The organism is uncultured Pseudomonas sp., assembly GCF_943846705.1.
Classification (GTDB): domain Bacteria; phylum Pseudomonadota; class Gammaproteobacteria; order Pseudomonadales; family Pseudomonadaceae; genus Aquipseudomonas.
Genome location: NZ_OX044366.1, coordinates 1,650,831 through 1,668,412, shown reverse-complemented (window position 1 = coordinate 1,668,412; position 17,582 = coordinate 1,650,831). Strand labels below are relative to the sequence as shown.

The window sequence follows — 17,582 nt, the reverse complement described above, 5'->3', positions numbered from 1 at the left end:
CAGATCAGGGGTAAGCCTGGCCTGTATTCAAATCGCTACTCGGGCGCTTTGCAGCCACGGCCGATCAGGTTATCGCTGGCGGTCCAGTAGACCAGCCCTTCCTCAGCCTTGGTATGAAAGGACAGCACACCATCGCTGTACAGTGCACCCGAACCAGATACTTGCTGGGTCAGGTGATAGACGTGATCGCCGCCATTGAGGCGTACATCAACGGACTCGCCGCTGCTGTCAACGAAGCGCCACAGCACTTCGGCCTGGCTGTCGCACACCCAGCGCGTCCAAGTCTCCGACGGAGTCGGCTGGCTGGCGCATGCGCCAAGCAAGCTGAACAAGGCCAGCAGGCTGATTGGCTTAATCATTGGCGCGCTGTTCCAACACTGCAACTGCCGGCAGCACCTTGCCTTCGACGAACTCAAGGAAGGCACCACCACCGGTGGAGATATAGCTGATCTGCGCGCCAATGCCGTACTTGTCAATGGCCGCCAGGGTGTCACCACCGCCAGCGATGGAGAACGCCGGACTTTCGGCAATGGCCTGGGCCAGTACCTTGGTGCCGTTGCCGAACTGGTCGAATTCGAATACGCCAACCGGGCCGTTCCACAGAATGGTTTTCGACGATTTCAGCAATTCGGCGAACTGCGCAGCGGTCTGCGGGCCGATATCCAGAATCATGTCGTCTTCCGCCACATCGGCGACCAGTTTGACGGTGGCTTCGGCGTCTTCGGCAAAGGCTTTAGCGACTACCACGTCAACCGGCAACGGCACGCTGACCTTGGCGGCGATGGCCTTGGCCGTCTCAACCAGATCAGCTTCATACAGCGATTTACCAACCGGGAAGCCAGCAGCCGCGAGGAAGGTATTGGCGATGCCGCCACCGACGATCAGCTGGTCGCAGATCTGGCTCAGGCTGTTGAGCACGTCGAGCTTGGTCGACACCTTGGAGCCGGCAACGATCGCCGCCATCGGCTTGGCCGGGTTGCCCAGCGCCTTGCCCAGCGCATCCAGCTCGGCGGCCAGCAATGGGCCGGCACAGGCGACTTTGGCGAACTTGGCCACGCCATGGGTCGAACCCTCGGCACGGTGTGCGGTGCCGAAGGCGTCCATGACAAACACGTCGCACAGTGCGGCGTATTGCTGGGCCAGTTCGTCGGCGTTCTTCTTCTCGCCCTTGTTAAAGCGCACGTTCTCGAACAGCACGATCTCGCCGGCTTTCAGCTCAACGCCGCCCAGGTAGTCAGCCACCAATGGCACGTCACGACCGAGCGCCTTGCTCAGGTAGGCGGCCACAGGCGCCAGGCTGTTCTCGGCGCTGAACTCGCCTTCAGTCGGGCGCCCCAGGTGCGAGCAAACCATCACCGCCGCGCCCTTCTCCAGCGCCAGCTTGATGGTCGGCAAGGAGGCGAGGATGCGCGCGTCGCTCTTCACTACGCCGTCTTTTACCGGCACGTTGAGGTCTTCGCGGATCAGCACGCGCTTACCGGCGAGGTCGAGGTCGGTCATCTTCAGAACGGTCATAGGATCAGTCCTTCACAGCAACAGAATTAGTCATAGAAAGAAAATGCTCGGCCACATCAAGCATGCGGTTGGCAAAGCCCCACTCGTTGTCGAACCAGGCCAGCAGGTTGACCAGTCGCGGCCCGGAGACGCGCGTCTGGCTGCCGTCAACAATCGCCGAATGCGGGTCATGGTTGAAATCACAGCTGGCATGCGGCAACTCGGTGTAGGCCAGCAGCCCTTTCAGCGGGCCGGCCTCGGCCGCCTGACGCAACACCGCGTTGATCTCGGCCGCCGAGGTATCGCGGGCGGTTTGCAGGGTGATGTCCAGACACGAGACGTTCACCGTCGGCACGCGGATGGCTTTGGCCTGAATCCGCCCGCTAAGTTCTGGCAGCAAGCGTTCGATACCACGGGCCAGGCCAGTGGACACCGGAATCACCGATTGAAAAGCCGAACGGGTGCGGCGCAGGTCTTCGTGGTGATAGGCGTCGATCACCGGTTGATCATTCATCGCCGAGTGAATGGTGGTGATCGACACGTACTCGATGCCCACCGTCTCATTCAGCAACTTGAGCAACGGCACGCCGCAATTGGTGGTGCAGGAGGCATTGGATACCAGGCGCTCGCGACCGCTCAGGTTGGCCTGATTGACCCCGAATACCACGGTAGCGTCGATATCCGCTTCGCCGGCCATCGGTTGCGACAACAGCACCCGTGGCGCACCGGCATTGATAAAGCGTTGGGCGTCGGCACGCGTGGTGTACTGGCCAGAGCACTCCAGCAGCAGGTCGATATCCAGCGCGGCCCAGTCAACCCCTTCAGGCGTCGCCTGACGCAGCACTTTCACGCTGTCGCCATTGATATGCAGGCAATCACCGTCGACCCGCACTTCGCCGGGGAAACGGCCGTGGGTGGAGTCAAAGCGGGTCAGGTATTCAATACTGGCCTGATCAGCCAAGTCATTCAGGGCAACGATTTCCAGCTGCGCACCCGCACCGCGCTCATGCAGCGCACGCAGCACGCAGCGGCCGATCCGGCCGTAGCCGTTGAGGGCAATTCGATAGGGGCGCTTGGACATGGCGATCTCAGTGGTGGAGCAGGCGTAGGGTGGGTTAGCCGCGAACGGTGTAACCCACCATGAACGTTGATGGGTATCGCTGCGCTCAACCCATCCTACAGCCGGTTAGGCGTCCAGCAGCTCGGCGGCAGTTTCCAGGATGTTTTCGACGGTGAAGCCGAACTCCTCGAACAGCGCCGGGGCCGGAGCCGACTCACCGAAGGTGGTCATGCCGATGATGCGACCTTCCAGACCGACGTACTTGTACCAGTAGTCCGCATGCGAGGCTTCGATGGCGATACGCGCGCCAACCTGCACCGGCAATACGGCCTGCTTGTAGCCGGCATCCTGCTGGTCGAACACGCTGGTCGACGGCATCGACACCACACGCACCTGACGGCCTTCGGCAGTCAGTTTCTCAAAAGCGGCTACGGCCAAACCGATTTCCGAACCGGTGGAGATCAGGATCAGCTCCGGCTCGCCGGCGCAGTCTTTCAGCACATAACCACCACGGGCAACATCGCTCAGTTGCTGGGCGTCGCGGTTCTGGTGCGGCAGGTTCTGCCGGCTGAAGATCAGCGCGCTCGGGCCGTCGTTGCGCTCAATCGCGTACTTCCAGGCCACCGCCGATTCCACGGCGTCGCAGGGGCGCCAGGTGTCGAGGTTCGGCGTGCCACGCAGGCTGGCCAGCTGCTCGATCGGCTGGTGGGTCGGGCCGTCTTCACCGAGACCGATGGAGTCGTGGGTGAACACAAACAGCACGCGCTGCTTCATCAACGAAGCCATACGCACGGCGTTACGGGCGTACTCCATAAAGATCAGGAAGGTTGCGCCGTACGGCACGAAGCCGCCGTGCAGAGCCACGCCGTTCATGATCGCGCTCATGCCGAATTCACGTACACCGTAGAACATGTAGTTGCCGGACGCGTCGGCAGCCGAGACACCCTTGCAGCCTTTCCACAGGGTCAGGTTGGAGCCGGCGAGGTCAGCCGAGCCACCGAGGAACTCCGGCAGCAACGGACCAAATGCGTTGAGGGTGTTCTGGCTGGCCTTGCGGCTGGCGATGGTTTCGCCTTTGGCGGCGACTTCCTGGATATAGGCAGCGGTCTTCTCGGCGAAGTCGGCTGGCAGCTCACCGGCGACACGGCGCTTGAACTCGCTGGCCAGCTCGGGGAAGGCGGCAGCGTAGGCAGCAAAGCGCTGGTCCCACTCAGCTTCGGCGGCGGCACCGGCTTGCTTGGCGTCCCACTCGGCGTAGATATCAGCCGGGATTTCAAACGGGCCGTGGTTCCAGCCCAGAGTGGCGCGGGTCAGGGCGATTTCTTCGAGGCCCAGCGGCGCACCGTGGCAATCTTCCTTGCCGCCTTTGTTTGGCGAACCGAAGCCGATGGTGGTTTTGCAGCAGATCAGCGTCGGACGGTCATCGGTTTTACGCGCGGTCTCGATGGCCATCTTGATTTCGTCGGCGTCATGGCCGTCGACATTGCGGATCACCTGCCAGCCGTAGGCTTCAAAGCGCGCCGGGGTGTCATCGGTGAACCAGCCTTCGACTTCGCCGTCGATGGAGATGCCGTTGTCATCATAAAAGGCCACCAGCTTGCCCAGGCCCAAGGTGCCGGCCAGGGAGCAGACTTCATGGCTGATGCCTTCCATCATGCAACCGTCGCCGAGGAAGGCGTAGGTGAAGTGGTCAACGATCTGGTGGCCGTCACGGTTGAACTGCGCGCCCAGCACCTTCTCGGCAATGGCAAAGCCGACCGCGTTGGCAATGCCCTGACCGAGCGGGCCGGTGGTGGTTTCCACGCCCGGGGTGTAACCGAACTCCGGGTGACCCGGGGTGCGGCTGTGCAGCTGGCGGAAGTTCTTCAGGTCTTCAATACCGAGGTCGTAGCCGGTCAGGTGCAGCAACGAATAGATCAGCATCGAGCCATGACCATTGGACAGCACGAAGCGGTCACGGTCGGCGAATTTCGGGTTGCTCGGGTTGTGCTTGAGGAAGTCGCGCCACAGTACTTCGGCGATATCCGCCATGCCCATCGGGGCACCTGGGTGGCCGCTGTTGGCTTTCTGCACGGCATCCATGCTCAGGGCACGAATGGCATTGGCTCGCTCACGACGGCTGGGCATCACTGAATCTCCTACGGGGCTGCTTGGGCAACTGGGGGTCGAAAAAGGCGGCCATTTTCGCCCAGCGGGGGCCATGGGGCAATCACAGATGGTCGTTAAACCCAGACAATCGGCAATAGACCCTTGGTTAACCGCCTTAAACCGTCTTCGCCACAACCAGGCACGGTGCTTTGAACAGCTCGCCATGCCAGAGACCTCTCAGAGTGTGACGCATCACCCACATCCATATGAGCGCTAACAAGCCGGCCAGCAGCAGCCCAACCCAGGTGAAAAACGCCAACCCGGTTAACTGCTGCAAGGCAAAGGTAGCGAGGGTAAACACCCCTAGCGGGAAGGTGAATCCCCAGCAGCCCAGGTTGAACGGCAACTCCCGGCGCAGGTAATGCTGAGTAAACATACTGGCCGCCACCAACCACCAGAACCCGGCCCCCCAGAGTGCCAGCCCGCCGACCAGACCCAGCTGCTGCGCCATTTCTGCTGCGCCCTGCAAGGCCGTACCCTGCCAGGCCTGTGGCGCGGCTTGTCCCAGGCTGACCAGGCCCAAGCACCCGGTAGCCAACGGCCCCAGCGGCAACCAGCTGCTGGCGGCGAAATCCATGTCCGGCAATTTATGCAGGGCCAGGCGCAGCAGCACCAGGGCGATCAGGGCAAACGCCAAACTCAGGGACAAGCCCCACAACATATAACCGAGACTCAGCAGTAATTGCGCCGACTCGGCCGGCAGATGTGGGGCCAGCGGCGCAGCACCACTAGCGACCACCTCAGGTGCCACTATCGGCAGTAACCAGACGCCTGTCAGGGTCTCCAGCACATGCTTTTGCCGGGTAAACATCAGGTAAGGCACACCCAGCGCAGCCCCCAACGCCAAGGCCAAGGCCAGCCACCAAAGGCCGTGCGCCAGTTGCACCACTGGCGCGCCATACACCGGTTCGGCAAACAGCAGCATGCCGTTGATCACCTGCACCAGCCCCATGGGAATCGCGCCCAGGAACATCGACTGCACCGGATGATCCAGCATCGGCCACAGGGTGTCGCGAAACAGCAGCAAGCGCGCGACAAACAGCAGGCTGAACAGCCCAAACAGTAGCAGCGTCAGCAGCCATAGGCCTTCGGCCAGCCACAACTGCCCGGTGAACGACAAGGGCAGCTTGGCCACTACCTGGGCCAACACGCCGGTGCCCATGGTCATGGCAAACCAGTTGGGGGTGAACTGACGCACGAACGCCAGCGGTTCATGCAAACGAGTAAAAGGACGAAGCATCACGGCATTCCTCACAAACGACCGGCTGTGGCGGTCTATGCCTGCAAGGTTAGGAGAGGCTGTGCTATAGGTGAAATACATATAGAAGATACGAGGCATGCCTTTTATTTATGAATCTACATCACCTCAAGGTGTTTCTCGCCATCGCCGAAACCGGCAGCATCAGCGCCGGTGCGGCACGCTTGTTTATCAGCCAGCCGGCGGTGACTAGGGAAATCCGCGAGCTGGAAGCGCGCCTAAACTTGCGCCTGTTTGATCGCCAGAGTCGCGGCGTCAGCCCGACCGCCGCCGGCCAGCGGTTACTGCCTTACGCCGAGCGCATCTTTGCCTTGGAACAAGCCGCCGAGCGCGACCTGCACGCTTTCGCCAACCTCAGCTGTGGCGAGCTGGCACTGGGCGCCAGCGCCACGCTGGGCAGCTACCTGCTGCCAGGCCTGATCGCCGGTTTTCACCAGCAGCACCCGCAGTTGCAACTGAGCCTGCTGATCGGCAATACCGCCGACAGCTTGCGGCAACTCGAACGCAATGAAATCACCCTGGCGTTTATCGAAGGCCCGTTTGACCGCGAGCAGTTCAGCCACCGCCTGCTTGGCGCTGACGCCCTGCTACCCGTGGCCAGCCCACAGCACCCGCTCGCGGGCCGCAGCCAGCTGAGCCCGGCAGAGCTGGTCGCCACGCCACTGCTGATCCGCGAACAGGGATCCGGCACCCGCACCACCCTGGAACAGGCCTACCAGGCACTCGGCCTGGAACCATGTATTGCCATGGCGCTGGGCAACAGCGAGGCACTCAAGCGCAGCCTGCTGAACGGGCAGGCCATCGCCTGGATCTCGGAACTGGCAGTGCAAGAGGAGCTGCGCAGCGGTCAATTATGCTGCCTGGCCGTCAGCGGCCTGAGTATCAGCCGCGACCTGCATGCGGTCTGGCAGCGCGAACACAGCCTGAGCCCTGCGGCGGATGCACTGTTAAATCAGGTGCATGATGCTCTGAACACCAGCAAGGCCAATATCAAAACTTTTTGATATTGGCCTTGCTGGATAAAAAATGACCGATTAGACTGCCCCTCCTATGAATATGCGTGCCTCCCATTTGGCCTTTGAGCCAGTCGACGCCCTCGCCGCCCTGTGCAAGGCCAGCGGCGATGCGCTGCGCCTGAACATCCTGCGCGCGCTGGCCAACAACTCGTTCGGCGTGCTGGAGCTGGCGCAGATATTCGCCACCGGCCAATCCGGCATCAGCCACCACCTCAAGGTGCTGGCGCAAGCCGAGTTGGTGGCCACCCGCCGTGAGGGCAATGCGATTTTCTACCGGCGCGCCTTGGCACAGAGTGAACAGCTCGGCAGCCTGTTGCACGCGGCACTGCTGGATGAAGTCGACCGTTTACCGTTACCGGCCGAGGTGCAGCAGCGCATTGGCGCAGTACACAGCCAGCGTGCCGCCGCCAGTCAGGCGTTCTTCAGCCGCAGCGCGGCCAGCTTCCAGGCGCAGCAGGACCTGATCGCCGGCCTGCCGCAATACCGTGACAGCGTGCTGGCCCTGCTCGACTCCCTGGGGTTTGCCGCCAACGCCTGCGCGGTGGAAGTTGGCCCCGGCGACGGTGGCTTTCTGCCGGAGTTGGCGCGGCGTTTTGAGCATGTACTGGCACTGGATAACAGCGCGGCGATGCTCGAACTGGCCCGCCTGCGCTGCGCCGAAGAGGGCTTGAATAATGTTCAGCTGCAACTGGCCGACGCCCTGCACGACGATTACCCGGCGGCCGATTGCCTGGTACTGAACATGGTCTTGCACCATTTTGCGGCCCCGGCCGAGGCGCTCAAACAGCTGGCTCAGCGCGTTAAGCCAGGCGGTAGCCTATTGATCACCGAGCTGTGCAGTCACAACCAGAGCTGGGCCCGCGATGCCTGTGGCGACCTGTGGCTGGGCTTCGAACAAGACGACCTGGCGCGCTGGGCCAGCGCCGCCGAGCTAAACACCTGCGAAAGCCTGTATGTGGGCTTGCGCAACGGCTTCCAAATTCAGGTACGGCACTTCGCCAAACCTTCACTACCTTATGGCCCACGGGCTGCAACTATCGATCACTCACAGGAACCCGAACGATGAGCGAATACTCCCTCTTTACCTCCGAGTCCGTCTCCGAAGGCCATCCCGACAAGATCGCCGACCAGATTTCCGATGCCGTGCTCGACGCCATCATCACCCAGGACAAACACGCCCGCGTCGCCTGTGAAACCATGGTTAAGACCGGTGTGGCCATCGTCTCCGGCGAAGTCACCACCAGCGCCTGGGTCGACCTGGAAGAAATCACCCGCAAGGTGATCTGCGACATCGGCTACACCAGCTCCGACGTCGGCTTCGACGGCAACACCTGCGGCATCATCAACATCATTGGCAAGCAGTCCCCGGACATTAACCAGGGTGTTGACCGAGCCAAGCCGGAAGACCAGGGTGCCGGCGACCAGGGCCTGATGTTTGGCTACGCCAGCAACGAAACCGACGTGCTGATGCCCGCACCGATCGTGTTCAGCCACCGCTTGGTTGAGCGCCAGGCCGAAGCACGCAAGTCCGGCCTGCTGCCGTGGCTGCGCCCGGATGCCAAATCCCAGGTCACCTGCCGTTACGACGGCGGCAAAGTGGTCGGCATCGACGCCGTGGTGCTGTCGACCCAGCACAACCCGGATGTCTCGCTGCCCGACCTGCGTGAAGCGGTGATGGAACTGATCATCAAGCACACCTTGCCGGCTGAACTGCTGCACAAGGGCACCCAGTTCCACATCAACCCGACCGGTAACTTCGTTATCGGTGGCCCGGTGGGCGACTGCGGCCTGACCGGCCGTAAGATCATCGTCGACTCCTACGGCGGCATGGCCCGTCACGGTGGCGGGGCGTTCTCCGGCAAGGACCCGTCCAAGGTTGACCGTTCAGCCGCTTACGCCGGTCGTTACGTGGCGAAGAACATCGTCGCTGCTGGCCTGGCCGAGCGCTGCGAAATCCAGGTGTCCTACGCCATCGGCGTGGCCCAGCCAACCTCAATCTCGCTGAACACCTTTGGCACCAACAAGGTGGCTGAAGAGCTGATCATCAAGCTGGTGCGCGAGCTCTTCGACCTGCGCCCGTACGCCATCACCAAGATGCTCGACCTGCTGCACCCGATGTACCAGGAAACCGCCGCCTACGGTCACTTCGGTCGCACCCCTGCGCAGAAGACGGTCGGCGACGACACCTTCACCACCTTCACCTGGGAACAAACCGACAAAGCCGCCGAGTTACGCGCGGCTGCCGGCCTGTAACCCTCGCAGCAGCAAAAGCCCCGCCTGGTGCGGGGCTTTTTATTGCGCGCGTTTCAACCCACAGGGCTAAAAACGACTAGCCTTGAATGGTCACCCGCCGAGCAAGGATGCTCATGATGAAAGCGCTGATCGCCGGCCTCCTGCTACTCAGCAACCCGTTATGGGCCGCCTGCCCGGACTGGCCCGCGCCACGCGCCGCACTGGAAATCAGCGCACTGGCCCAGCAACTCAGAGCCTGGGACGACGCCTACCATCGCCAGGGACAAAGCCCGGTCGCTGACGAGCTTTATGACCAAGCCAGCGCCACCCTGCAGCACTGGCGCAGCTGCTTCGCCACTGCCAGCCCGCCCCCCGGGAACCCACTGAGCACCAGTAGCGGGCCACTGCGCCACCCCGTGGCACAAACCGGGCTGCGCAAGCTGGCGGACCAACGCGCCGCCGCCCGCTGGATCGCTCAGCGCAAAGACCTGTGGATTCAGCCAAAGGTCGACGGCGTTGCCGTGAGCCTGGTGTATCGCCAGGGTCGGCTGCAGCAACTGATCAGTCGCGGCGATGGCCGCAGCGGCCAAGACTGGACTGCCGTGGCGCGCCAGCTGCCGGCCATCCCCGCACAACTGCCGCGGCCGCTGGACGTGATACTGCAAGGCGAGCTGTATTGGCGGCTGCCAGGGCATATTCAGCACCGAGCCGGCAGCCTCGGTGCGCGTAGCAAGGTCGCCGGACTGCTGGCCCGGCAAGCGCTAACGGCTGAGGAGGCTGCGGGCATCGGGCTGTTTGTCTGGGACTGGCCCGACGGCCCGGAGCAGATGCAAGACCGCTTAGAGCAACTCGGCGCACTGGGCTTTGCCGACAGCCAGCGCTTTAGCCAGCCCATTCGCACGCCCCGCGAAGCCGTCCAGTGGCGCGAGCGCTGGTACAACAGCGCCCTGCCCTTCGCCAGCGATGGCGTGGTGCTGCGCCAGGGCCAGCGCCCGTCTGCCGCACGCTGGCAAGCCGAGCCACCGCATTGGGCAGTGGCCTGGAAGTACCCGGCCAGCCAGACAGTCGCCGTCGTGCAGGCCGTGGATTTTCGTATCGGCCGCAGCGGACGCATCACCCCGGTGTTGCGCGTGCAGCCAGTTATATTGGACGACCGGCGCATCGAATATGTCAGTGCTGGCTCGCTACATCGTTGGCGGGCCTTGGACATTCGCCCCGGCGACCAGGTGGTGATCCGCCTCTCCGGGCTAACCATTCCCACCTTGGACCGCGTGCTCTGGCGCACGCAACAACGCGCCGAGCTGCACGTGCCAGATGCCACGGTTTACCACCCCCTTAGCTGCTGGCGCCTCTCCGCCGCCTGCGCCAGCCAGTTCCGCGCGCGCCTGGCGTGGCTCAGCGGCAAACAGGGGCTGGCCTTACCGGGTGTGGGCCCCGGCACTTGGGAGAAGCTGTTGCGCGCGCAACAGGTCCATAGCCTCAGCGACTGGCTGCAGCTCTCGACCGAGCAGCTCAGTCGCGTGCCCGGCCTCGGCCCGCGCAGCGCCGCCAGCCTGCGACAGAGCTTCGACCTGGCCCGCGAACGCCCACAGCACCGCTGGCTGCGCGCAATAGGTGTACCGAGCCAGGTAAAACTGGATGCCGACTGGGACACCCTGGCGCTACGCAGTCGCGCCGACTGGCAACGCCAACCTGGCATCGGCCCCAAACGGGCGGCGCAGCTGCAGGCGTTTTTCCAACACCCGGAAGTACAGGCCTTGCGCGCGCAATTACGCGACGCGCAGATCGCCGGCTTTTAAACGCCAATAAACTTTACCCAGCCACTGCGGTCGACTGCACACACCAATATAAGAGAAATGATCATGCGCAAACCCCTGTTAGTAAGCGCCCTGCTACTGACCAGCGCACTGGCCTACGCGGCCACAAGCGCAACGCAGCCACTCAGCGGCTGCGCCGGTAAACGCCAAGCCATCAGCGAACAACTCGACATCGCCAAACGCCACGGCAATAGCAATCAGCAAGCCGGTCTGGAGAAAGCCCTGAAGGCAGTGGACGATAATTGCAACGATGCCGACCTGCGCGCAGAGCGCGAAGCCAAGGTGGTCAACGCCATCGAGGACGTTGACGAGCGCGAGAAGGATTTACGCGAAGCGCTGGCCGATGGCGACCAGGACGACATCAACAAGCGCCAGGACAAATTGCAGGCCTCGCGCGCGAAACTGCAGCAAGCCCGCGATGCGCTCGGCCAATAGCTAAAGCCGCTAACTGTGCAGCTTTAACTCAATAGCGCTGACGCGCAGCGCCTTTAGGACTGTTGCTTAGAACGCGCGGAACTCTTCATGGCACGCCTTGCAGCTGTCTTCGACCCGCTGCACCGGTGCCGTCAGCGCCTCAGGCGTGAGGGGTTGAGCATGGGTCGCCACTACCAGCGCCGCCGTGCTGGCCTCCATCGCCCGCGCCAATTCCTGAAAACGCGCCTGGCGCTGCCAGACATCATCTTTGGCACGGGTTTCGCCACTCTCCTCTTCGCGCACCTGCGGAAAGTGCTGCCAAGGCTTGCGCGTCAGTTGGTCGAGCTCGGCCGCCCCGGCAACAAACGCTGCTTCCTTGAACGCAACCCGCCCACGCAACATGCCGCCAAGGTTTTCGCTGACCTTGAGCATCTGCTTAAAAATGCTCTGCCGCTGGCCTTCTGGCGAGTTGGGGTCAACACCGCCGCAACCACTCACAGCCAGCAGCAATAAAATCAGGGACAGGGTTTTAAACTTCATAACACCTTCATGGCCAACAACCGGGTGGATAACGGCTGACAGTATCGCCACCCGCCGCCCAGTGGCCAAGCGTGGTGTTTTGCCGCAGCTGACAACAGCCGTACAGGCGAACGCCAGCAGGCTTAAGCCGCAACCACGAACAGGCTGATAATCAGCCCCATGTTGACGAACCACATCAGCGAACGCACAGGAGCCCAGTCCGCCAGGTAGCAAACGAGATAGAGGAGGCGGCTGACAATAAACGCCATCGCCAACTGATCGATCAGCGCCTGCTCGGCTCCGCCAGCCAGGTGAGCAATGATCACCGCAGCGGAAAACGCCGGGGTCACCTCGAAGCTGTTGAGCTGGGCATTGTTGGCGCGCCGGCCAATACCGCTGAGGTTATCCAGCAGCGCACGCGGATCGTGGTTGTGCTTAGGGCTGAACCCGCCGCTAACGGCCTTGGCCGTCACGGCCGACACGTAAGGCAAAAACAGCGCAATCAACACACACCAGTAAGCAACGGTCATGGCAACACCTAAGGTCAGGACAAAGAAGCCGAAGCTTGGCCTGCAACCTTAGCGGCGTCCATGACTCGCGCTCACAATACGACGGCAATTCAGCCAATCATGCCGCCTGTTTCTCCTTGGCCAGCGCTACCGAGGCCGCGAGCATGGCGCGCAGCAACACCGCGCAACCGGCAGCCAAGTCGGCTGGCGCCGCATTCTCGATTTCGTTATGGCTGATCCCGCCTTCGCACGGCACAAAAATCATCCCGGCCGGCCCCAGCTCGGCAAGAAAGATCGCGTCATGCCCGGCGCCGCTGACGATATCCATATGTGTCAAGCCCAGCCCGGCCGCCGCACCACGCACCGCCTCGACGCAGCCTTGGTTGAAATACAGCGGCGGGAAATCCGCCGTCGGCGTCATCTCGAAGCTCAAACCGTGCTTGGCACATGTAACCTCGATCACCTCTCGCACCTCGGCAATCATCGAGTCCAGGCGCGCCGGTTCCAGATGGCGAAAATCCAGGGTCATACGTACCTCACCGGGAATCACATTGCGCGAGCCTGGATAAGCCTGCAGGCAACCCACCGTGCCGCACGCATGCGGCTGGTGCTCCAGGGCCACCCGGTTGACTGCCGCCACTACAGCCGCCGCGCCGACCAGCGCGTCTTTGCGCAGGTGCATCGGCGTGGGGCCGGCATGCGCTTCAACACCCTTGAGGTTGAGGTCGAACCACTTCTGCCCAAGGGCACCGAGTACCACACCGATGGTTTTGCCCTGATCTTCGAGAATCGGCCCCTGCTCGATATGCGCCTCAAAGTAAGCACCCACCGCGTGCCCCGTCACAGCGCGCGTGCCGGCGTAACCGATGGCGTTCAATGCTTCGCCGACACTGACACCCTCGGCATCGCGCTTGGCCAGGGTTTCTTCCAGGGTGAATTTCTCAGCGAAGACCCCGGAGCCCATCATGCACGGGGCAAAACGCGAGCCCTCTTCGTTGGTCCACACCACCACTTCCAGCGGCGCTTCCGTTTGCACATCCAAATCATTCAGGGTGCGCAGCACCTCGACGCCAGCCAGCACGCCGAAGCAGCCGTCAAACTTGCCGCCGGTGGGCTGGGTATCGATATGGCTGCCGGTCATGACCGGTGGCAGTGCATTATTGCGCCCAGGCCGGCGGGCAAAGATGTTGCCTACGCCATCCACGCTTACCGTGCAGCCGGCATCCTCGCACCAGCGCACGAACAGGTCGCGGGCCTGTCGATCGAGATCGGTCAGCGCCAGCCGGCAGACCCCGCCTTTAACCGTGGCGCCAAGCTGCGCCAACTCCATCAGCGATTGCCACAGGCGCTCGCCGTTGACGTGCGGGCGGCTGGATTGCAAAACCTCAGTGGCCGTGTTCATGCTCAACTCCTCTACTTGTCATCTGTTACGCACTCACCGCAGGAGCGCGCCTGCTGAATCACGTCGCGGGCAAGCCCGCGCTGTTTATCCGTCAAACCGGGGCTTTGGCCGCCACAGGCTGCGCGCTACGCAAGCTGCACAAGGCGAAATAGATCAGGCCGCCAAGGAAGGAGCCGGTAAACCAGCCGTAGTCATAAAACCAGCTGAAGGCGTTACTGCCGAGCGACAACAGGGTGAGCGCCACTGGCACCGCAAAGGCGGCAAAGCCGATCCAGTTCCATGCCGGATAGACGTCGTCGCGGTACAGACCAGCCAGGTCGAGGCGCTGCTTTTTGATCAGGAAATAATCCACCACCATGATCCCGGCAATCGGCCCGAGCAGGCTGGAGTAACCCAGCAGCCAGTTGGAGTAGACGCTTTCCAGGCTGAGGTCAGAGACCAGCAGGCCGAGCTTTTTCAGCAGCTCGTGACCCATCAATCCCAGTCCAATCAGCCCGGTCAGCATCACCGCCTTGGTGCGGTTGATCAGCTTGGGCGCGATGTTCTGGAAATCATTGGTCGGCGAGACGATGTTCGCGGCGGTGTTGGTCGACAGCGTGGCGACGATAATCAGCGCCATGGCCAGGGCAACCCAGCCGGGGCTCTGGATATGCCCGATCAGCGTGACCGGGTCGGATACGGTCTCACCGACCAGCGAGGCCGAAGCCGCCGTCATGACCACACCGAGGGCGGCGAAGAGGAACATGGTCAACGGCAAACCAATGACCTGGCCGATGATCTGGTCCTTCTGGCTCTTGGCGTAGCGGCTGAAGTCAGGAATGTTTAACGACAGGGTGGCCCAGAAACCGACCATCGCCGTCAGCCCAGCGAGAAAGTAACTGGTCACGCTGGCGCCCTCCGGACGGTTCGCCGGCTGCGCCAGCAGTTCGCTCATCGACACATTGGGCAACGCCCACACCAGCAGACCGGCACCGACCAGCACCAGCAGCGGTGCTGAGAGGGTTTCCAGCCACTTGATCGACTCGGCCCCGCGCAGCACCACCCACAAATTGAGGGTCCAGAAGATCATAAAGCCGATCACCTCACCGGTACCGCCCAGGCTTTTCCAGCCCTCGAAGATCGAACCGAGCAGCAGGTGAATGGCCAGGCCGCCGAACATGGTCTGAATACCAAACCAGCCGCAGGCCACCACGGCGCGTATCAAGCAGGGCACGTTGGAACCGATCACCCCAAATGAAGAGCGCAATAACACCGGAAACGGTATGCCGTACTTGGTGCCGGGGAAGGCATTCAGTGTCAGCGGGATCAGTACGATGATGTTGGCAAACAGGATGGCCAGCAGTGCCTCGCTGACCGATAGACCGAAGTAGGCGGTCAGCACGCCGCCCAGGGTGTAGGTCGGCACGCAGATCGACATGCCGACCCACAGTGCGGTGATGTGCCACTTGTTCCAGGTGCGCTCGTGCACCTGAGTGGGGGCGATGTCGTGGTTATAGCGCGGGCTGTCGAGTACGTCGGGGCCAGCGGCCAGTTCGTACAAGCCATCGCGTTCAGTCACTTGTGATCTGCTCTGTTGCATGGGCCTCTCCAGTGATTGTTCTGATTATTCGCACATCGGGATGACCAGCCGCCTGGCAGTGTTTACACCACCAATCGGCCGCTCACGATGGCCGGAGTACTCTTCCACCTCAGGGCCGGCCAGCTCGATAGCGAGGGCCATCAATAAGCGTGCCGAGAACCTGCTGGCTCATCTACTGCCTCGATAAAACCTTTATAAACAGATGATTTTTATAGGCTTTATAAAAAATCAGGCTTTTCTCTCAACGTCTTACAGGCACTTTCCAGCTCGGCCCAACCAGCCTGTCTAACTAGTCAGGATTCAAAGTGGTGCAGGCCAATAATTTTTCGTTTGTCGCAGTCTCTCCACCAACCCGCTCAAACGCCTGATTTTGCATAGGAAATCTTGTTCATATTTGGTTCTTGTCAAGTGAGTCAAAATGGTGAGGGCCTGCACCATTATGTGTAATTAATATTTTTACGTTTATTTTCAATAACTTATACGAATAAATTGATCGCAATAAATATTCTTGCCCAATCGCAAAACAGCGACTAGATTCAATTCCTGTCAGCAGTGGCAGGAATAAAAACCGCCCTTCTGACAGGCCATAACACCAAGAACCGGCACGCACCGGTCAGCCTGAAAGGAGTTCGCTATGTCGCTGTTGATCCGTGGTGCCACGCTGGTCACTCATGAGGAAAGCTACCGCGCCGATGTTCTCTGTGTTGGCGGCCTGATCCAGGCCATTGGCGACAACCTCGACGCCCCCGCCGGCTGCCAGGTACTCGATGGCAGCGGCCAGTACCTGATGCCCGGCGGCATCGACCCGCACACCCATATGCAACTGCCCTTCATGGGCACCGTGGCCAGTGAAGACTTCTTCAGCGGCACCGCCGCCGGCTTGGCGGGCGGCACCACCTCAATCATCGACTTCGTCATTCCCAACCCGCAGCAATCGCTGCTCGAAGCCTTCCACACCTGGCGCGGCTGGGCGGAAAAGTCCGCCGCTGACTATGGCTTCCATGTCGCCATCACCTGGTGGAGCGAGCAAGTCGCCGCCGAAATGGGCGAGCTGGTGGCCAAGTTCGGGGTCAACAGCTTCAAGCACTTTATGGCCTACAAGAACGCCATCATGGCCGCGGATGACACCCTGGTCGCCAGCTTCGAGCGCTGCCTGCAACTGGGCGCAGTGCCCACGGTGCACGCGGAAAACGGCGAGCTGGTCTATCACCTGCAACAAAAACTCCTGGCCCAGGGCATGACCGGGCCGGAAGCGCACCCACTGTCACGCCCCTCGCAGGTCGAAGGTGAAGCGGCCAGCCGCGCCATTCGGATTGCCGAAACCCTGGGTACGCCGCTGTACCTGGTGCATGTTTCCACCCAGGAAGCGCTGGATGAAATCACCTACGCCCGCGCCAAGGGCCAGCCGGTGTACGGCGAAGTATTGGCCGGGCATCTGTTGCTGGATGACAGCGTCTACCGTCACCCGGATTGGCAGACCGCTGCCGGTTATGTGATGAGCCCGCCGTTCCGCCCCAAAGCGCATCAAGCCGCGCTGTGGCGTGGCCTGCAGTCGGGCAACCTGCACACCACCGCCACCGACCATTGCTGCTTCTGCGCCGAGCAAAAAGCCGCCGGCCGGGATGACTTCAGCAAGATCCCCAACGGCACCGCCGGCATCGAAGACCGCATGGCCGTGCTGTGGGATGAAGGAGTGAACAGCGGCAAGCTGTCGATCAACGACTTCGTCGCGCTGACCAGCACCAACACGGCAAAGATCTTCAATCTGTTCCCGCGTAAGGGCGCACTGCGCGTCGGCGCCGACGCCGACTTGGTGCTCTGGGACCCGCAGGGCACGCGCACCATTTCGGCGAAGACGCATCACCAACAGGTCGACTTCAACATCTTCGAAGGCAAGACCGTGCGCGGCATCCCCAGCCACACCATCAGCCAGGGCAAGTTGGTCTGGGTTGACGGTGACCTGCGCGCCGAACGCAGCGCCGGTCGCTATGTCGAGCGCCCACCATACCCGGCGGTGTTCGACTTGCTGAGCAAGCGCGCCGAGCGGAATCGACCGACGGCCGTCGAGCGTTAAGCCGCGCACACCGGCGCTACACATTACTTCGCCACACCGGCCCGTAGAGGCCGGGCGGCG

At 62.0% G+C, this 17,582-nt stretch carries 15 protein-coding genes; 6 read left to right on the top strand and 9 right to left on the bottom strand.

All coding sequences use genetic code 11. The annotated features are described in order from the left end of the window. Positions 1 to 35: 35 nt before the first annotated feature. The 5 genes from Q0V31_RS07880 to Q0V31_RS07860 form a co-directional block, all read right to left on the bottom strand. Entirely contained in the window at positions 36 to 359 is a 324-nt protein-coding gene (locus tag Q0V31_RS07880) for an MliC family protein (protein WP_298186523.1), read from the bottom strand. Then, positions 352 to 1,515 (bottom strand): phosphoglycerate kinase, encoded by a 1,164-nt coding sequence (locus tag Q0V31_RS07875; protein WP_298186520.1) that lies wholly within the window; start codon positions 1,513 to 1,515, stop codon positions 352 to 354. Before Q0V31_RS07875 ends, Q0V31_RS07880 begins: the two co-directional genes overlap by 8 nt. 4 nt (positions 1,516 to 1,519) lie before the next feature. Next, a complete protein-coding gene (epd, locus tag Q0V31_RS07870) occupies positions 1,520 to 2,575 on the bottom strand; it encodes an erythrose-4-phosphate dehydrogenase (protein WP_298186518.1) in 1,056 nt (351 codons plus the stop codon). Between the two features lie 105 nt (positions 2,576 to 2,680). Then, complete coding sequence (tkt, locus tag Q0V31_RS07865; protein WP_298186515.1) at positions 2,681 to 4,681, bottom strand: transketolase; 2,001 nt, start codon at positions 4,679 to 4,681, stop codon at positions 2,681 to 2,683. A gap of 136 nt (positions 4,682 to 4,817) precedes the next feature. After that, entirely contained in the window at positions 4,818 to 5,942 is a 1,125-nt protein-coding gene (locus Q0V31_RS07860; RefSeq protein WP_298186512.1) for a TDT family transporter, read from the bottom strand. Positions 5,943 to 6,052: 110 nt separating this feature from the next. Here Q0V31_RS07860 and Q0V31_RS07855 point away from each other — a divergent pair, with 110 nt between their 5' ends. The 5 genes from Q0V31_RS07855 (at position 6,053) to Q0V31_RS07835 (ending at position 11,460) form a co-directional block, all read left to right on the top strand. Then, positions 6,053 to 6,964, top strand: a complete 912-nt coding sequence (locus tag Q0V31_RS07855; protein WP_298186509.1) for a LysR family transcriptional regulator — start codon at positions 6,053 to 6,055, stop codon at positions 6,962 to 6,964. 46 nt (positions 6,965 to 7,010) lie between these two features. Then, positions 7,011 to 8,042, top strand: a complete 1,032-nt coding sequence (locus Q0V31_RS07850; RefSeq protein ID WP_298186507.1) for a metalloregulator ArsR/SmtB family transcription factor — start codon at positions 7,011 to 7,013, stop codon at positions 8,040 to 8,042. Continuing rightward, positions 8,039 to 9,229 (top strand): methionine adenosyltransferase, encoded by a 1,191-nt coding sequence (gene metK, locus Q0V31_RS07845; RefSeq protein ID WP_298186502.1) that lies wholly within the window; start codon positions 8,039 to 8,041, stop codon positions 9,227 to 9,229. Before Q0V31_RS07850 ends, metK begins: the two co-directional genes overlap by 4 nt. 107 nt (positions 9,230 to 9,336) lie before the next feature. After that, positions 9,337 to 11,007 (top strand): NAD-dependent DNA ligase LigB, encoded by a 1,671-nt coding sequence (ligB, locus tag Q0V31_RS07840; RefSeq protein ID WP_298186500.1) that lies wholly within the window; start codon positions 9,337 to 9,339, stop codon positions 11,005 to 11,007. Positions 11,008 to 11,070: 63 nt separating this feature from the next. Beyond that, positions 11,071 to 11,460 carry a DUF1090 domain-containing protein gene (locus Q0V31_RS07835; protein ID WP_298186497.1) on the top strand — a complete coding sequence of 130 codons (390 nt, stop codon included), beginning with the start codon at positions 11,071 to 11,073 and terminating at the stop codon, positions 11,458 to 11,460. Positions 11,461 to 11,526: 66 nt separating this feature from the next. Here Q0V31_RS07835 and Q0V31_RS07830 read toward each other — a convergent pair whose 3' ends face one another. The 4 genes from Q0V31_RS07830 to Q0V31_RS07815 form a co-directional block, all read right to left on the bottom strand. Continuing rightward, positions 11,527 to 11,979, bottom strand: coding sequence for a cytochrome c (locus Q0V31_RS07830; RefSeq protein WP_298186494.1), 453 nt, complete (start codon positions 11,977 to 11,979; stop codon positions 11,527 to 11,529). Positions 11,980 to 12,101: 122 nt separating this feature from the next. Beyond that, complete coding sequence (locus Q0V31_RS07825) at positions 12,102 to 12,488, bottom strand: MAPEG family protein (protein WP_298186492.1); 387 nt, start codon at positions 12,486 to 12,488, stop codon at positions 12,102 to 12,104. A gap of 97 nt (positions 12,489 to 12,585) precedes the next feature. Next, a complete protein-coding gene (locus tag Q0V31_RS07820) occupies positions 12,586 to 13,869 on the bottom strand; it encodes a Zn-dependent hydrolase (RefSeq protein ID WP_298186489.1) in 1,284 nt (427 codons plus the stop codon). A 91-nt stretch (positions 13,870 to 13,960) separates the two neighbouring features. After that, positions 13,961 to 15,448, bottom strand: a complete 1,488-nt coding sequence (locus tag Q0V31_RS07815; protein WP_298186487.1) for an NCS1 family nucleobase:cation symporter-1 — start codon at positions 15,446 to 15,448, stop codon at positions 13,961 to 13,963. Positions 15,449 to 16,082: 634 nt separating this feature from the next. Between Q0V31_RS07815 and hydA the strand changes: the two genes are divergently transcribed. Beyond that, positions 16,083 to 17,522: a dihydropyrimidinase gene (gene hydA, locus Q0V31_RS07810; protein ID WP_298186485.1), complete on the top strand. Its 1,440-nt coding sequence runs from the start codon at positions 16,083 to 16,085 to the stop codon at positions 17,520 to 17,522. Positions 17,523 to 17,582 lie beyond the last annotated feature (60 nt).